A 15,962-nucleotide genomic window follows, 5' to 3' on the forward strand; every position below is an offset into this window, starting at 1 on the left:
AAAGGAAAAATAGGTGGAAAATCTCGCACGGCGTCTTGGTCTGAAAACGGACCCGGTCATCTTTTTCATTTCAGCCGGGCTCGCCGCGCTTTTCGTTCTGCTGTTGATCGCGGTGCCCGAACCCATCGGAGACATCTTTGCCGTGGGTAGGGCTTGGGTCGTCACCAATCTTGGCTGGTTCTTCATTCTGGGCGTGAATGTCTGGCTGGGTTTTCTGATTTGGGCCGCCGCGTCGCGCCACGGCCATATCCGATTGGGGCCGAAAGGCTCTGAGCCGGAGTATTCGAACCTGTCGTGGTTCACCATGCTTTTTGCCGGGGGCATCGGCACCGTTCTTATGTTCTGGGGCGTGGCCGAGCCGATCAGCCATTTTCAAAAACCGCCCCTGCCGGGGGTAGAACCCTATTCGGAACAGGCGGCGAAAGATGCGATTTCAATCGCGATCTATCACCTTGGGCTGCACACTTGGGCGATTTTCACGCTGCCCGGTCTGGCCTTCGCCTATTTCATCAACCGCTATGATCTGCCGGTGCGCGTCAGCTCGGTTTTTTATCCCCTGCTGCGTGAGGGTATTCACGGGCCGGTGGGCAAAGCCATTGATATCGTGGCCATCTTGGGCACGATCTTCGGCGTGGCGGTGTCTCTCGGTCTCGGCTCTTCGCAGATCGCGGCGGGGCTGTCCGAGCTTTTTGGCTGGGATGCTTCGACCTTTCTGAAGATCATGATCCTCGCCGTGCTGACCATGGTCGCTGTCGGCTCAATCGTGGCGGGGCTCGACAGCGGGGTGAAGCTCTTGTCGAACATCAACATCGGCATGGCAGTTCTGCTGATGATCTTTGTGCTGGTGACCGGATCGACCCTGTTTCTTTTGCGCGGCATCGTAGAAACCGCGGGGCTTTATCTGCAAAACCTACCACGGCTGGCCTTTTGGAACGATATGCTGGCCAATCGAAACCCGTCGAACGGGGATTGGGGCTGGCAAGGGGATTGGACCGTCTTTTACTGGGCGTGGACGGTCACTTGGTCGCCCTTCATCGGGCTGTTCGTGGCGCGGATTTCACGGGGCAGGACCATTCGGGAATTTGTCTTTGGTGTCCTGCTTGCGCCCACGGCCTTCACGCTGATCTGGTTCTCGATCTTCGGCTGGCAGGCCATCGGCTTTGACGGCATCGGCACGGCGGCGCGGGAAGCGATGGGCGATCAGGCGGGCGAGATCAGCCGGGCGGTGGCAGAGAGCATCCCCCTCGCGCTTTTCGTCTTTCTTGAGCATTTCCCCTTCACGCTCTTCGTCCAAGGCGTGGCGATCATCATCGTCGCGATCTTCTTTGCCACCTCGTCGGACTCCGCTTCACTGGTCGTCGATATGCTCTGCACCGGCCATGCCAAACCCGGCCCCGTGCGCCAGCGGGTTTTCTGGGGCCTTGCCGAAGGGCTGGTCGCGGCGATGCTGATCCTGCTGACGGGCGACACTGGGCTCACCGCTTTGCAGCAGGTGATCACCGTGGTGGGGCTGCCGATCTTTGTGCTGGTCTGCATGATGATACCGTCCTTGGTGCGCGGCTTTAAGCTTGAGGATATCGACAATGTTTCGGTCAACGGGCGGCCAAAGCTAGGGGATTTTTAAGGCGGTTTGCGGCCCCGACTGACCGCCGGTTTGCAGCGGTCGCAGGAGGGGTGGCGGGGGAGGTCTCCCACCCGCCACCCCTTAACATCTTGATCTTCCGGTAAAACATCACTAGCCGTAACGTAACTTCGCGACAGGCGACCGGGGTATCTATACCCCGGCGTCGGAACCGGCTATGCCTATGGCCAAGATCGTTGCGGCGGGCGAAATGCCGCGACGGATCGCAGCGCAGAGGGGCGCGCGCCATCCTTTGGCCGCGTGTTTCGACCGCGCCTGCGGCTGGGCAAAGCGCCCACGCCAGTGCGAGGGCGGCGGCCAATGACGCGGCACCGCAGCAAGACGCCGAGCGCTTTGTCAGAGCGTTCGAGCAAGAAAACAAACAAAGGGGGATACAATGACCAATTTCACAAACCGTCAAACCGGCCCGAGCCGTCGCAGCTTTCTAGCCGGGACCGCCGCCGCCGTGGGGGCAGGGCTTATCCTGCCACGCGGAGCGCGGGCACAGGCGCAACCCAAGAAGGGCGGCACCCTGCGGGTGGGCTTTACCCAAGGCTCGACCTCCGACAGCCTTGATCCTGCGACCTTCAACAACGACTTCATGTTCGCCAGCGGCTATGCGGTCTTCAACACATTGACCGAGATCGCCCCCGACGGCACCGCCCAGCCCGACCTTGCCGAGAGCTTTGAGGCCAGCAGCGATGCGGCCACATGGACCTTCCGCCTGCGCGAAAATGCGCAATTCTCGGACGGCAAGACGGCCACGGCGAATGACGTGATCGCTTCGATCCGTCACCACATGGGGCCCGAATCCAAATCCGGTATCAAACCGCTGCTTGAGCAGATCACCGATATCCGCGCCGATGGCGATAAGGTTGTGATCTTTGAACTGGCCGCGGGCAACGCGGATTTCCCGTTCATCTTCAATGATTACCACCTCGGCATTCGCCAAGACACCGGCGATGGCACGATTGACCCCAACAGCCGCATCGGCACCGGCGGCTATGTGATCGATGTCTTCGAGCCGGGCGTGCGGGTCGAACTCTCGCGCCGCGATGACTACTGGAAAGAAGGCCGCGCGCATTTCGACAAGGTCGTGATCCTGAAAGTCGGCGACCCGGCGGCCCGGATGAACGCGCTGATGACCGGTGAGGTCGATCTGATCGACCGGCCCGACCTCAAAACCATCAACCTTCTGGGCCGCGCGCCCAATGTGAAGATCCACACCCAGGACGGCACGCTGCATTACATCATGCCGATGCAGACCAACACAGCCCCGTTCGATGACATGAACGTGCGCATGGCGCTGAAATACGGCATCAACCGCGAAGACATGATTGAGAAGGTTCTGCGCGGCTATGGCACCGTGGGCAATGACCAACCGATCTCCCGCTCCATGCCCTATTACAACGACGATCTGGAACAGATCACCTATGATCCGGAGCGGGCGAAGTACCATCTGAAACAGGCGGGGCTGGAAAGCCTCGACGTGACGCTCTCGACTTCGGATGCGGCGTTCAACGGGGCGGTGGATGCCTCCGTGCTCTTTGCCGAAAGCGCGCGGCCTGCGGGGCTGAACATCGACGTGAAGCGCGAACCGGATGACGGCTATTGGTCGAACGTCTGGCTGCAAAAGCCCTTCTGCTGCTCCTATTGGGGTGGTCGTCCGACGCCTGACCTCATGTTCTCGACCGGCTACGCCGCCGATGCGGAGTGGAACGAGACCAAATGGGACAATGAGCGCTTCAATGAGCTGCTGTTGCAGGCCCGGCCCGAGCTGGACCAGACCCGCCGGGCTGAGATGTACGGCGAGATGCAGAAGATCGTGAAAGAGCAGGGCGGCGCGCTGATCCCGGCCTTCGGTCAGTATGTCTCGGCCATGAGCGAAAGCGTTCAGATGCCCGAGGAAGTGTCCGAGATGTGGGATCTCGACAGCCAGCGCTTCATCGAACGCTGGTGGATGTCCTAAGCCACAGCTTCACGCGGGCGGCCCCCAAGGGCCGTCCGTTTCCCGCACCAATGGCCCGCCCCGGGCCGGAGAAAACCTTAAAATGTCCCGGCTTCAGAAGCTTGTTATCGGCCGAGTGTCCCTCGGCATTCTGACCCTCTTTGTCGTATCCGCCCTCATGTTCGTTGGCATCGAACTCTTGCCCGGTGATCTGGCGCAGCAGATCCTTGGCCAATCGGCGACTGAATCGACCCTCGCGGCCTTTCGCGCCGAGCTTGGCCTCGATCAGCCTGCGCATCTTCGGTATTTCGATTGGCTCGGTGGTGTGCTGCGCGGCGATTTCGGCACCTCTCTGGCCTCGGGGCGCGAGGTGTCTGAGCTGTTGGGCCCGCGGCTTGCCAATACCATGTTTCTGGCCGTCTATGCCGCCGTCATCGCCGCCCCGCTGGCGGTGATCCTTGGGCTTCTGGCGGCGCTGTGGCGCAACACGCTGTTTGACCGCGGCGTCAACCTGACCGCGCTTTCCGCCATCTCCATGCCCGAGTTTTTCGTAGGCTATGTCCTGATCCTGTTTCTGTCGATCAAAGCGGGCGTCTTTCCCACGCTGGCACGGATCGACAGCGCCACGGGGTTTTGGGACGCGCTCTATCGCAGCTTTCTGCCTGCGCTGACGCTTATTCTGGTGGTCGTGGCGCATATGATGCGGATGACGCGGGCGGCCATCATCAACGTGTTGGCCTCGCCCTATATTGAGATGGCCCGCCTCAAGGGCGTGCCGCGCTGGCGCATCATTCTGCAACACGCGCTGCCCAACGCGCTGGCGCCGATCGTCAATGTGGTGGCGCTGAACCTTGCCTATCTGGTGGTCGGCGTGGTGGTGGTTGAGGTCGTCTTTTCCTACCCCGGTCTGGGCCAGTTGTTGGTCGATGCGGTTTCCAGCCGGGATTTCCCGGTGGTGCAGGCCGTGGGGCTGTTCTTTGCCGCTGTCTATATCACGCTGAACGTTCTGGCCGACATCATCTCGATCATGTCGAACCCGCGTCTGCGGCACGGGAGATAACGATGAAATCTTTGCTGAAATCCGCGCCTCCTTCGGCGATCTTTGGCATGGTGGTGCTGGTCCTCGTGGCCATCACCGGACTTTTCGCCCCGTGGATCGCGCCCTATGGCGAGACGGAGGTGGTGGGCGACGCCTATCTGCCGTGGAGTGGTGCGCATCCGCTCGGCACCGACAATCTGGGCCGCGATATGCTGTCACGCATGATCTTTGGTGCCCGCAACACCGTCGGGCTGGCGCTGCTGACCACGGCCATTTCCTTTTCGGTCGGGGCCACGCTGGGGATGCTGGCCGCGCTCAAAGGGGGCTGGCTGGATGAAGTCCTGTCGCGGCTCGTCGATGTGCTGATGGCCGTGCCGCCGCTGATCTTGGCGCTGATGCTCTTGGCCATTGTCGGCCCCTCGATCCCCAATATGGTCGGGGTGATCGCGGTGATCTATGTGGCGCCGGTCTACCGCCTGTCGCGCGCGGCGGCGATGAATGTGGTGGGCCTCGATTTTGTCGAGGCCGCCAAGCTGCGCGGAGAGCGCACGCCGTGGCTGCTGCGGCGCGAAATTCTGCCCAACATCTGGTCCACACTGATCGCTGAATTCGGCGTGCGCTTTTGCTTTGTGTTTCTCTTCATCGCGGCGCTGTCCTTTCTCGGCATCGGGATCCAGCCGCCCACGGCGGATTGGGGATCGATGGTGAAAGAGAACGCCACCTTGATCAGCTTTGGCGATATCACCCCGCTGATCCCGGCGGCTGCCATCGCCTTGTTGACCGTTGCGATCAACCTGATCGTCGATTGGATGCTGCACCGCGCCAGCGGTCTGAAAAGTTAACCGAGCAGGGGCCAAGCATATGGGAAATCTTCTGAACATTCGCGGTCTCCGGCTTGAGGCAGGCAGCCGCGCGCGGCCGAATGTGATCATCAAAGGGCTCGATCTGGAGCTTGACCGGGGTGAGGTGTTGGGCCTTGTCGGCGAAAGCGGGGCAGGCAAAAGCTCCGCCGGCTTGGCAGCGATGGGCTATGTCCGCGACGGGGTGCGCTTTGCCGGGGGCAGCGTCGAATTCGACGGCACCGAGTTGATCGGCATGGGGCGCGGGCAATTGCGCCGGTTGCACGGCAAACGCATCGCCTATGTCGCCCAATCCGCGGCGGCGAGCTTTAACCCCGCCAAGACGCTGATTGACCAATATACCGAAGCGCCGCGTTTGCACGGTGTCTCGGGCCGCGCGGCGGCAGAGCAGGACGCCGTCGCGCTCTACCGTCAGATGCAACTGCCCAACCCCGAAGAGATCGGCTTTCGCTACCCGCACCAAGTGTCGGGCGGCCAGTTGCAGCGGGCGATGACGGCGATGGCCATGGCCTGCCGCCCCGACCTGATCATCTTTGACGAGCCGACGACCGCCCTAGACGTGACCACCCAGATCGAAGTGTTGGGTGCGATCCGCGACATTGTGGAGCAATATGACACGGCGGCGATCTATATCACCCATGATCTGGCGGTGGTGAGCCAGATGGCCGACCGCATCTGCGTGATGAAGGATGGCGCGGCGGTGGAGACCGCGCCAACCAAAACCATGCTGGATGCCCCGCAAGAGGAGTACACCCGCTCGCTCTGGGCCGTGCGCTCCTTCCGCCGCCCCGACGCCGAGACGGGAGAGGCTCCAGCGCTGATCCGCTGCGAGGGGGTCTCGGCCGCCTATGGGCCGATGACGGTTCTGGATAATCTCAACTTCACCTTCCCGCGCGGCCAGACCACCGCCGTCGTCGGGGAAAGCGGATCGGGAAAATCGACTCTCGCGCGGGTGATTGCAGGGCTGCTGCCCCCCGTCGCCGGGCAGTTTTTCTGGAACGACGCGCCGCTTGAGCCACGGCTGGCCAAACGCGGGGCCGAGACGCTGCGCAACATCCAGATGATCTATCAATCGGCGGATACCTCGCTGAACCCGCGCCACAGTATCCGCGAGATTTTGGCCCGCCCGGTGCGCAAGTTCACGGGCCGCAGGGGGCAAGAGCTTCAGGCGCGGGTGGCGGAACTGATGGATTTGGTCGACCTCGACCGCGCTTTCCTTGACCGCAAACCCAGCGAACTCTCGGGCGGGCAGAAACAGCGCGTGGGCATCGCGCGGGCGCTGGCAGCCGAGCCCGAGTTCATCATCTGTGACGAGGTCACCAGCGCGCTGGACCAATTGGTGGCCGAAGGGATCCTGCGGCTTTTGGTGCGGCTGCAGACCGAGCTGGACCTGACCTTCATGTTCATCACTCATGACTTGGCCACAGTAGAGGCGATCGCCCATAAGGTGATCGTGCTCAAGAATGGCCAGATCGTGGAGCAGGGCGGGCGTGACGAGATCTTCGGCGATCCAAAGCAGGCCTATACCAAGCGGCTGCTGACATCGGTGCCGCAGATGGACCCGGAATGGCTGACCGAGGCCCGCGCGCGGGAGCGGTCCCTGCGCGAGGCGCAGTAGGGCCGCAGGGTTAAACCCCCTCGGCCCGCGCGGCGGCGAAGGCGGCTTCGGTCGCCTCTAGAAACAGCGTGGCCTCGGCCTGCTGCAAGACAAGCGGGGGGCGGATTTTCAGCACATTGGCCCCCGGCCCGGTGGCGCTGATCAAGACGCCATTCTGGCGCAGATGATTGACCACGAATTTGGCGCGGGCGGCATCGGGGGCGTTGGTCTCGCGCGCGGTAACGCATTCGACCGCCAGAAACAGCCCCGCGCCGCGCACATGGCCGATCTCGGGGTAGCGGGTGGCGTTGTCTTGCAAGCCTCTCTTGAGGAAACCGCCGACGGCTGTGGCATTGTCCTGCAATCCCTCATCCGCGATCACGTCGAGCACCGCCATGCCTGCGGCGGCGGCCACGGGGTTGCCGCCAAAGGTGTTGAAATACCGCGCCTTTTCGCCAAATTCTTGCACCAGCTCTGGCCGCATCGCGGTGCCGGAAAGGGGGAAGCCATTGCCCATCGGCTTGCCCATCGTGACCATGTCAGGCACCAGCCCGTGGCGCTGGAACCCCCAGAAGGCATAGCCGGTGCGGGCAAAGCCGGGTTGCACTTCGTCGGCGATGAAAAGCCCCCCCTCGGCGCGGATCAGATCGACCGCCGGTTGCAGGAACCCCGCGGGATCGGGATGCAGCCCGTCGCTGGAAAAGATCGTATCGACGATGAAGGCCGCAGGCTCGATCCCATCGGCGCGCATCTCGGCAATCGCTTGGGCCAGATCGGCGGCGAGTTTGGCGCCCTGTTGCGCCTCGGGGATGCGCAGCGTGTCGGGCGCGTCGATCAGCCGGATGCGCGGGCTGCGCGGGGTGAATTCGCCCAGAGAGGGGGAGAGTTCGGCCACCGCTTCGGTCAGCCCGTGATAGGCGAGGCGGGTCACGATGACGCCCTCGCGCCGGGTATAGCTGCGGGCGATGCGCAGGGCGATGTCATTCGCCTCGGACCCGGTGCAGGTGAACATGACATGGCCGAGTGCGTCGGGCATGGTGGCGAGCAGCCGTTCGGCGTAAGTAACAACGTTTTCATGCAGATAGCGGGTGTGGGTGTTCAGCACGCCCAACTGCTGGGTGATCGCCTCGACCACGCGGGGGTGGCAATGGCCGACCGATGCGACGTTATTGTAAGCATCGAGATATCTGCGCCCGTCCTTATCATAAAGCCAGACACCCTCGCTGCGCGTGATATGCAGCGGCTGGTCGTAGAACAGCCGGTAGGCGGGGCCAAGCGCCTTGGCGCGGCGGTCGATCAGGGCGCGGTCGGCAGGGCTAAGGGCCTCGGCTTGGGCGCTGTCATAGGCGTTGATCATGGTCATCGGTCACTCCGTTCCCGCAGCATGGTGCAGGGCTTTGATCGCGGCGGCGTCGCCCACTTGGTCGAGCGCGGCCAGCCCGCGTTGCGATGCGGCGGCGTTGCGCAGGATATAGGGGGCATTCTCGGGATAGCGCCGCGCGCGGGAGGCGCCGATTGCCAAGGTGGTGGCATGGCGCAGGCGGATCAGACTGGGCAGAAGCGCGACCTCTTCGGCCTCCAGCGGCAGCCGTGCGGCGAAGCCCGCGACCATCTCGCAAATGGCGGCCAGCGGGTCTGTGCCTTGGCCGAGTTGATAGGAGCAGGCCACCGCCAGATCACAGGCCAGCGGCGTATGCACCATATCGCCGAAGTCGATCAGACCGACGGGGTACTGCGCCTGTGGTGCGTCGACCAGAATGTTATGGGGATTGAAGTCGTTGTGCACGATCTGCGCCCGTAGATGTGGCAGTTGCGGGGCGGTTTCCGCGTCGAAATGGTCGAGCGTATGCTGCAATTGCTTGCGCAGCCCAGCGTCCTGCACATCTGCCAAGAGGGGGCGCAGATGGCCCGCTTGTTTGATGTCCCATTGCAGGAAATGGCCCCCCGCGGGGTGAAAGAACCCGCGCAGCCCAAGGGTGACCCGCGCGTGAAAATCCCCCAAGGCGCGGTAGAGGTCGGGCTGCGGTGTGGCATTGCTGAGCACCGTGCCGCCGAGGAAGGACATCAGGCGGACGACATGGAGCTGCCCATCGGCTGCGGTGGCGACCTCGGCAGCTTTGCCGTTCAGGCTGGCGCAGATGCGTTGCACGGGCAGTTCGGGGTCGGTGGCAGCCAGATGCATCAGCGCCGCGGTCTGCATGTCGGTCACCGCCCGGTCTTCGGCGGCATTGGTGATCTTTAGCAGGGCTTTTTCACCCGTGGTGAGGGTGATCAGGAAGTTCGCGTCTTTCTCGGCGGCAAGCGGTTCGATCTCCCCCGAGATACCATAGAAACGCAGCGCGACCTCTGCTGCGCGGGCCGCGTCAAAGGCGGGCGGGTCTTGTGCCAGCAGGTCGGTCTGGGCCCCGGCCTTTTCGACCAGCACACCGCTGAGGAAGGGGGGCAGGCCGCCATGGGGCGTGATCCCGGCCTCGGTCATGGGGCGGTGCCTTCGGTCCCGCACCATTCGGCGATGAAAAGCGCCATGGCTTGGGTGATCTTCTTGACCGAACTGAGGCTAACGGATTCGTTGATCCCGTGAATGTTGCGCGATTTCGGCCCGTAGCAGAGCGCGGGGATCTTGTTGTAAAGCGCATAGACCCGCGTATCGAGGTAGCCCGCCGTCATGAAGGATTGCAGCGGCGCGCCGATGGCCTCTTCATGGGCGCGTTCCAAGACGGCTTCGGCCTCGCTGCCCGGCTCAAGCACATAGCCTTCGGCGTGGAAACCGTTGAAGACCACCTTGGGCGGGTTGTTCGACAGGAAGCTGTCGCTTTGGGCGAAGGCCTTGACCCGCTCGGTGATCTCGCGCGCGGCATCCTCGGCGCTGCGGCCCGGATAGATGGAGACGCGGCAATCGATGTTGCACCATGACGGCACCGATGACGCCCAATCGCCGCCTTCGATCTTGCCGATGTTGAGGTTGATCGGATGGGCCTCGCCTTCGAAATGCGGGTGCTGGCCCTTCTCGGCGTTCCAATCCTCCTCCATCTCGCGCAGGGCGGTGATGACGCGGGTGGCGGCATCAATGGCATTGGCCCCTTCGCCCATTTCGCGCACATGGACCGGCACGCCGCGCAACTGCACCTGAAACCAGATAACGCCGGTGTTGGCGCGGACCAGCATTTCCTCTTCGGGTTCGGGGATGAAGACCGCATCGGCGGTGTAGCCTTGCAGGAAAGTCTGCAAAGCGCCGTTGCCGGTGGATTCCTCCTCGACCACGGATTGCACATAGACGGTCGCCGCCGGTTGCAGCCCGATGCGGTGCAGCGCGTCGAGCGCAAAGATATTCGCAGCCGCGCCTGCCTTCATATCGCCCGCGCCCCGGCCATACATCCAATCGCCGTCGATCTTGGCCGAATAGGGCGGATCGTCCCACATGTCGTGCAAGCCCTCGGGCACCACGTCGAGATGCGATTGCAGGATCAGCGAGCGGCCCCGCTCATCGCGCGGGCGGTGGATGCCCACGACGATGGGCGCGTCGGAATGATCGTCGGAGTATTTCGACCCGCCGGGATGCGCCTCGATCGCGGCGCGGTCCATCTTGAAGCGGTCCATCGCGTAGCCACGGCTTTGCAGGCTGCGAAACAACAGGTCTTGGATCGCATGTTCATGGCCGCGCAGGGAGGGCATTTGCACGAGCTTTTGGGTAAAGCTCACCTGTTCGGCAAATCCGTCTTCGACAGCCTGAAGGATGCGAGACTTGAGGTCTGGATCAAGGGGCATGGCGTGTCCTTTCGGGGTTACAGCATCGCTTCGATGAGGAAGGGGCCGGGCTCTTTCGCGGCCTCTTCGATGGTGCGCATCAACTCGGCAATGTCTTCGACCCGTTTGCCGGGCACGCCCATGCCCTTGGCCATGGCCACGAAATCCAATTGCGGGCGGTCGAGGTTCAGCATGCTCAGCGCGTCGGGGCCGGGTTGAGCGCCGACGTTGTGCAATTCGCCCTTTAGGATCTCATAGGACTGGTTGGCCAGAATGATGGTGGTGACGTTGGAATTCTCGCGCGCTTGGGTCCAGAGCGCCTGAATGGTGTACATGGCCGAGCCATCGGCTTGCAGCGTGATCACCGGGCGGTCGGGGCAGGCGATGGCGGCCCCGGCGGAAAGGGGGATGCCAATGCCGATCGACCCGCCGGTCAGCGCGAGCCAAGTGTTCGGCGCGGCACTGTCGCCCGCCGGGAAAGTGGCCCCGCCGGAGGAGACCGCCTCATCCACCACGATTGCGTCTTCGGGCAGCGCATTGGCCAAGGCCGCGCCGAGGTTTTGCAGGCTGATGCCTCCCGCCTGTGGTGCCGCGGGCCGCGCGTGGTCGCGCGGGGTGGCGGGTTTCGCACCGATGCGGTCCGCCAGAGCGGCCAATGCGGTGGCGCCATCGGCATCGACGGGGGCGAGCGTCACGTTATGGCAGTCGACCGGCAACAGTAGGCTCGGCTTGCCGGGGTAGGCGAAAAAGGCGACCGGCGGCGGGGTCTCGATCAGGATGGCGCGGCGGTAGGGGGCAAGGCATTCGAGCGCCGCGTTGATCGGATAGGGGATTTTGTTAACGGCAAACCGCCCCTGTCCGCGCTCCAACCGGCGGTTCGAGGTCGGGGCGAGGATATCGGCCCCGGTCTTTTCCGCGATGCCGTGCAGCAGGGCCATCGCCTCTTGGTTTTCCAGCACACCGCTGCCGGCCAGAAGCACGGTCTTCTCACCGCTCTCCAAGGCTTTGACGGCGGCATCAAGCGCGGCTTCATCCAGCGGGGCAGGGGCCGCGGGGGCCACGACCTCGGCCATCTGGCCGCCCGCGTCCCAGCCGATGTCGGCGGGTGCGATCAGCGTGGCGACCTTGCCCGGCTTGCCTTGGGCGACCGCGAGGGCGGTCATCGCATCGGCGGCAAAGCTGGCCGCGTCACGGCCCGAGCGCACCCAGTCGCTGAAGGGGGCGCAGGCGCCTTCGACATCCGCCGACAGGGGGGCGTCGTATTTCTGATGCCGCAGCGCGTGATCGCCCACAAGGTTGACCATGGGCACCCGCGCCTTGCGGGCGTTGTGCAGGTTGGCGGCGGCATTGGCGAAACCGGGGGCAAGATGCAGCAAGGTCACCGCCGGTTTGCCCGCCATGCGCGCATAGCCATCGGCGGCGCCGGTCACCACCCCCTCGAACAGGCCCAGGACACAGCGCATCAGTTTGGTGCGGTCCAGCGCGTCGACGAATTGCATCTCGGAGGTGCCGGGATTGGCGAAACAGACCTCCACCCCGCCCGCATGCAGGCTGCGCACAACGCTTTCCGCGCCATTCATATCTTTGGGTGTCTTGCTCATGCTGTGGCCTCGCGGAATGTCGTGAGAAATGATTTTGCGTTATCGGCAAGGGAGGGGCCAAGGTAGCCGCCCTCTTGGATCAATGCGGTGGGAAGGTTCAGCGCCGCCAAGCGCCGGGCCATTTCGCCAAAGCCGTCGGGGTAGACCTTCACGGCGGCCAGCGGATCGTCGGCGGCCATGTCGAAGCCCAGCGAGACGACCAGCGCCTCGGCTCCGAAATCGCGGATCGCGGCGATGCCCTTGTCGAGAAGGGCCAGCACCTCATCTTGGCTCGCGCCCTGCTCCAGCAGCAGGTTTAGCGATTTGCCCGCCCCGTTGCCTTCGCCCGTCTCATCGGCATGGCCAAGGTAGAAGGTGGGGTAGGTGGCCGGATCGGGATGCAGCGAGCAAAAGAAGATGTCGCCGCGTTCATAGAGGATGTCGAGCGAGCCATTGCCGGTGTGCACGTCGATGTCGATCAGCGCGACCTTTTTGAAGGTCTGGGTCAGGTGCTCTGCCGCGATACAGGCGTTGTTGAAAAAGCAAAACCCGTTCGAGCAATCGCGCATCGCGTGGTGGCCGGGCGGACGGCAGAGCGCATAGGCCGCGCGGGCACCCTCCGCCACCGTTTGGGCCGTCTCAATGGCGGTTTGGGCGGACCAATAGGCCGCGTCCCATGACCCTTCGGTCAGCGGGGTCGAAGTGTCGGTCATCCACCAGCCCAATTGACCGTGAATGTCCTTGGGCTCTTTCCCGCGCCGCACGCCGGGGTGCATGGTGGGGATAGCCAGCGCATCCGGCCCCGCGCTTTCGACGAAACGGGCATGGGCATCGGGCAGGAAGTCGACGTAATCGGGGTTGTGCACCGCCTTGATCGGCGCCAGCCCGTGGTCTTGGGGTTTGCTGATCTCAAACCCTTCGCCGATTAACATATCGCGTAGAATTTCAGCACGTTGTGGCTGTTCTTGATGCGGCATCGCCGCGCCGCGCCGAAAGTAATGTGTCGGCGCATGGCCAAGCTGGCGTTCGTCGAAAAAGACTTTCATCACATTCCCTGTGGTCTGATGTCGTTGCGGCTGAGCATTGCAGTTTTAATTTGCAGGCTCAATAGAAATGATGCATCATGCATCAAAACTGGCAGCAAGTCGGCCAGTAAGGATGAGGGCGCGATGGCCGAGATCAATCAAGTTTCATTGGGCGATGCGATCTATGATCGGGTCTGTCAGGACTTGGTGGAAGGCAGGCTTCGCCCGAATGAAAAGGTCACCATTCGCGGTTTGGCAGAGCGGTTGGGCACCAGTTCGACCCCGGTGCGCGACGCGGTGCAGCGGCTCTTGCGGGATGAGGCTTTGGTCCAGCGCAGCGTGCGCGATGTGCGCGTGCCGGTGCTGACAGAGGCGCAGTATCTTGAAATCGCGAGCATCCGGCGCGAGCTGGAGGGCTTTGCCGCCGGTCGCGCCGCTGAGATGGTTGGCCCCAAGGAAATCCGCCGCCTGAAAAAGATCGTGGAACGGAACGAGGCCGCAGCGGTGGCCGGGCGCTGGCCGCAGGCGGTGAAGTATAATCAAGAGTTCCATTTCGCGCTGGTCGAGGCGGCAGAGATGCCGATCCTGTTGGCCATCCTCAGCGGGCTATGGCTCCGCATGGGGCCGCTGATCGCGGGTTACTATGCGCGAGAGCAAATGGGGCTGGTTCGACATCATCAGGCAATTATTGCAGCCTGTGAGAATCGCGATCCCGCGGCCGCGGCTGCGGAAATGCGCGCAGACATCGATGACGCAAAGGAGGGGATCATAAGATACATCCAATCATTCACCGTAAGTGAATGAGCCATCAAGACGCCGCCTATCGCGCGGCGACCACCCAAGCGACTGCAAGAAGCCGACGTCAGATCGGACGCTGCCCTTGGGCGAGTTTCAGCAAAACCAATGGGGATTTACATGCTAAAAACCACTAAATTAACCGCAGCCGTTCTGGCGCTGGCGATGGCCGGGCCTTTGGCCGCGCAGGATGGTGAGCCGAAGTCCGGCGGCACGCTTAACGTCGTGATCCAGCCCGAGCCGCCCAGCCTGATGATCGGCCTTGTGCAGAACGGCCCGACGCAGATGGTCGGCGGCGATATCTACGAAAGTCTGCTGCGCTATGATTTCGACCTCCAGCCCGAAGGGCAGCTGGCTGAATCATGGGAGATTTCCGAAGACGGCAAGACCTATACCTTCAAACTGCGCGAGGGCGTGGTGTTCCATGACGGTGAGCCCTTCACCTCGGCGGATGTCGAATTCTCCATGGATAAGTTCCTGCGCGAAAGCCACTCGCGGATGCGCACCTATATGGAACATGTCGAAAGCATCGAGACGCCTGATGACCACACGGTGGTCTTCAACCTCAAACAGCCCTTCGGCCCCTTCATCGGTATTTTCGAGCCGGGCACCGCGCCGATGATCCCAAAGCACATCTATGAAGGCACGGATTTCGCGAACAACGAGGCGAACAATACGCCCATCGGCACCGGCCCGTTCAAGTTCGACAAATGGGAAAAAGGCAGCTTCATCCATCTGGTGAAGAACGAAGACTACTATATGGAGGGGAAGCCCTACGTTGACGAAGTCTATTACCATGTGATCCCCGATGCGGCCTCCCGCGCCGTGGCCTATGAGACCGGCAAGGTCGACGTGCTGCCCGGCGGCTCGGTCGAGAATTTTGACGTGGCGCGCATTCAGGCAATGGAAAACACCTGCATCACCGACAAGGGCTGGGAATACTTCGGCCCGCTGTCTTGGATGTGGGTGAACAACGACAACAAGCCGCTCGACGATGTGAAAGTGCGCAAGGCGATCATGCATGGCGTCGACCGCCAGTTCGCCAAGGACGCGCTGTGGAACGGTCTGGGTAAGGTTTCGACCGGCCCGCTGTCGTCTTCCACCCGTTTCTATGACGGCGACACGCCGGACATCTCCTATGATCCGGAAAAGGCCAAAGCCCTGCTGGAAGAAAGCAGCTATGACGGCGAGACCATCCGCATCTTGGGCCTGCCTTACGGCGAGACTTGGCAGCGCTGGGCCGAGGCGGTCAAACAGAACCTGAGCGAGATCGGCATGAAGTCCGAGATCGTGCCCTCGGATGTGGCGGGCTGGAACCAGAAGGTTGCCGACCGCGACTTCGACCTCGCCTTTACCTATCTCTACCAATACGGCGATCCGGCGCTTGGCGTTTCGCGGACCTATATGGGCGACAATGCCGCCCCCGGTTCGCCTTGGAACAACGTGGCGAACTACCAGAACCCCGAGACCGACAAGCTCTTTGCCGAAGCGGCCCTGATGGCCAGCCCGGAAGAGCGCAAGGCCGCCTATAAGGAGATCCAAGACGCGATCGTCGAGGATGTGCCGAACATCTGGCTTCTGGAGCTGGGCTTCCCCACCATCTACCGCTGCGACGTGAAGAACCCGGTCAACACCGCCTTTGGCGTGAACGACGGTTTCCGCGACGTGTGGCTTGATAAGTAACAAGAGCGACAACGCTCATGGTCCGAGCCGCCGCGGCGGCTCGGGCATCTAACAGAACAACACGGGGCGG

The 15,962-nt window shown here is 62.8% G+C and carries 12 protein-coding genes; 7 read left to right on the forward strand and 5 right to left on the reverse strand.

The features are described from left to right. Positions 1-13: 13 nt before the first annotated feature. The 5 genes from ACGYLI_RS09760 to ACGYLI_RS09780 all read left to right on the forward strand — a co-directional run bounded on the left by ACGYLI_RS09760 (position 14) and on the right by ACGYLI_RS09780 (position 7,086). Positions 14-1,624, forward strand: coding sequence for a BCCT family transporter (locus ACGYLI_RS09760; RefSeq protein ID WP_394419048.1), 1,611 nt, complete (start codon positions 14-16; stop codon positions 1,622-1,624). A 394-nt stretch (positions 1,625-2,018) separates the two neighbouring features. Next, positions 2,019-3,590, forward strand: coding sequence for an ABC transporter substrate-binding protein (locus ACGYLI_RS09765; protein WP_394419049.1), 1,572 nt, complete (start codon positions 2,019-2,021; stop codon positions 3,588-3,590). Positions 3,591-3,672: 82 nt separating this feature from the next. Further along, complete coding sequence (locus ACGYLI_RS09770) at positions 3,673-4,629, forward strand: ABC transporter permease (RefSeq protein WP_394419050.1); 957 nt, start codon at positions 3,673-3,675, stop codon at positions 4,627-4,629. A 2-nt stretch (positions 4,630-4,631) separates the two neighbouring features. Next, positions 4,632-5,450 (forward strand): ABC transporter permease, encoded by an 819-nt coding sequence (locus ACGYLI_RS09775; RefSeq protein WP_082852164.1) that lies wholly within the window; start codon positions 4,632-4,634, stop codon positions 5,448-5,450. A 19-nt stretch (positions 5,451-5,469) separates the two neighbouring features. Beyond that, the gene (locus ACGYLI_RS09780; RefSeq protein ID WP_394419051.1) at positions 5,470-7,086 is read left to right on the forward strand and encodes an ABC transporter ATP-binding protein; all 1,617 of its coding nucleotides are present in this window, start codon (positions 5,470-5,472) and stop codon (positions 7,084-7,086) included. 10 nt (positions 7,087-7,096) lie between these two features. Here the strand turns inward: ACGYLI_RS09780 and ACGYLI_RS09785 are convergent, their stop codons facing one another. The 5 genes from ACGYLI_RS09785 to ACGYLI_RS09805 are packed head-to-tail and all read right to left on the reverse strand — an operon-like array spanning position 7,097 to position 13,435. After that, on the reverse strand, positions 7,097-8,428 hold the full coding sequence (locus ACGYLI_RS09785) for an aspartate aminotransferase family protein (protein WP_394419052.1): 1,332 nt from the start codon (positions 8,426-8,428) through the stop codon (positions 7,097-7,099). Positions 8,429-8,431: 3 nt separating this feature from the next. Beyond that, positions 8,432-9,544 carry a phosphotransferase gene (locus tag ACGYLI_RS09790; RefSeq protein ID WP_394419053.1) on the reverse strand — a complete coding sequence of 371 codons (1,113 nt, stop codon included), beginning with the start codon at positions 9,542-9,544 and terminating at the stop codon, positions 8,432-8,434. Then, positions 9,541-10,830 (reverse strand): ArgE/DapE family deacylase, encoded by a 1,290-nt coding sequence (locus ACGYLI_RS09795; protein WP_394419054.1) that lies wholly within the window; start codon positions 10,828-10,830, stop codon positions 9,541-9,543. The genes ACGYLI_RS09790 and ACGYLI_RS09795 overlap by 4 nt, the downstream gene beginning before the upstream one ends. A 17-nt stretch (positions 10,831-10,847) precedes the next feature. Continuing rightward, a complete protein-coding gene (locus tag ACGYLI_RS09800; RefSeq protein WP_394419055.1) occupies positions 10,848-12,410 on the reverse strand; it encodes an acetolactate synthase large subunit in 1,563 nt (520 codons plus the stop codon). After that, on the reverse strand, positions 12,407-13,435 hold the full coding sequence (locus tag ACGYLI_RS09805) for a histone deacetylase family protein (protein WP_394419056.1): 1,029 nt from the start codon (positions 13,433-13,435) through the stop codon (positions 12,407-12,409). Before ACGYLI_RS09805 ends, ACGYLI_RS09800 begins: the two co-directional genes overlap by 4 nt. Between ACGYLI_RS09805 and ACGYLI_RS09810 the strand changes: the two genes are divergently transcribed. Both ACGYLI_RS09810 and ACGYLI_RS09815 read left to right on the forward strand, forming a co-directional pair. After that, a complete protein-coding gene (locus ACGYLI_RS09810; RefSeq protein WP_394419057.1) occupies positions 13,400-14,218 on the forward strand; it encodes a GntR family transcriptional regulator in 819 nt (272 codons plus the stop codon). The genes ACGYLI_RS09805 and ACGYLI_RS09810 overlap by 36 nt on opposite strands. 99 nt (positions 14,219-14,317) lie before the next feature. Continuing rightward, positions 14,318-15,892 carry an ABC transporter substrate-binding protein gene (locus tag ACGYLI_RS09815; protein WP_394419058.1) on the forward strand — a complete coding sequence of 525 codons (1,575 nt, stop codon included), beginning with the start codon at positions 14,318-14,320 and terminating at the stop codon, positions 15,890-15,892. Positions 15,893-15,962 lie beyond the last annotated feature (70 nt).

This window comes from Sulfitobacter sp. 1A13421 (assembly GCF_043557285.1).
In the GTDB taxonomy this organism is placed as follows: Bacteria; Pseudomonadota; Alphaproteobacteria; order Rhodobacterales; family Rhodobacteraceae; genus Sulfitobacter; species Sulfitobacter faviae.

What these genes read in the sequence shown, in the direction of transcription:
- ACGYLI_RS09765 (WP_394419049.1), top strand. Translation starts at nt 2,019, where the DNA reads ATGACCAATTTCACAAACCGTCAAACCGGCCCGAGCCGTCGCAGCTTT.
- ACGYLI_RS09770 (WP_394419050.1), top strand. Translation starts at nt 3,673, where the DNA reads ATGTCCCGGCTTCAGAAGCTTGTTATCGGCCGAGTGTCCCTCGGCATT.
- ACGYLI_RS09775 (WP_082852164.1), top strand. Translation starts at nt 4,632, where the DNA reads ATGAAATCTTTGCTGAAATCCGCGCCTCCTTCGGCGATCTTTGGCATG.
- ACGYLI_RS09780 (WP_394419051.1), top strand. Translation starts at nt 5,470, where the DNA reads ATGGGAAATCTTCTGAACATTCGCGGTCTCCGGCTTGAGGCAGGCAGC.
- ACGYLI_RS09785 (WP_394419052.1), bottom strand. Translation starts at nt 8,428, where the DNA reads ATGACCATGATCAACGCCTATGACAGCGCCCAAGCCGAGGCCCTTAGC.
- ACGYLI_RS09790 (WP_394419053.1), bottom strand. Translation starts at nt 9,544, where the DNA reads ATGACCGAGGCCGGGATCACGCCCCATGGCGGCCTGCCCCCCTTCCTC.
- ACGYLI_RS09795 (WP_394419054.1), bottom strand. Translation starts at nt 10,830, where the DNA reads ATGCCCCTTGATCCAGACCTCAAGTCTCGCATCCTTCAGGCTGTCGAA.
- ACGYLI_RS09800 (WP_394419055.1), bottom strand. Translation starts at nt 12,410, where the DNA reads ATGAGCAAGACACCCAAAGATATGAATGGCGCGGAAAGCGTTGTGCGC.
- ACGYLI_RS09810 (WP_394419057.1), top strand. Translation starts at nt 13,400, where the DNA reads ATGGCCAAGCTGGCGTTCGTCGAAAAAGACTTTCATCACATTCCCTGT.
- ACGYLI_RS09805 (WP_394419056.1), bottom strand. Translation starts at nt 13,435, where the DNA reads ATGAAAGTCTTTTTCGACGAACGCCAGCTTGGCCATGCGCCGACACAT.
- ACGYLI_RS09815 (WP_394419058.1), top strand. Translation starts at nt 14,318, where the DNA reads ATGGGGATTTACATGCTAAAAACCACTAAATTAACCGCAGCCGTTCTG.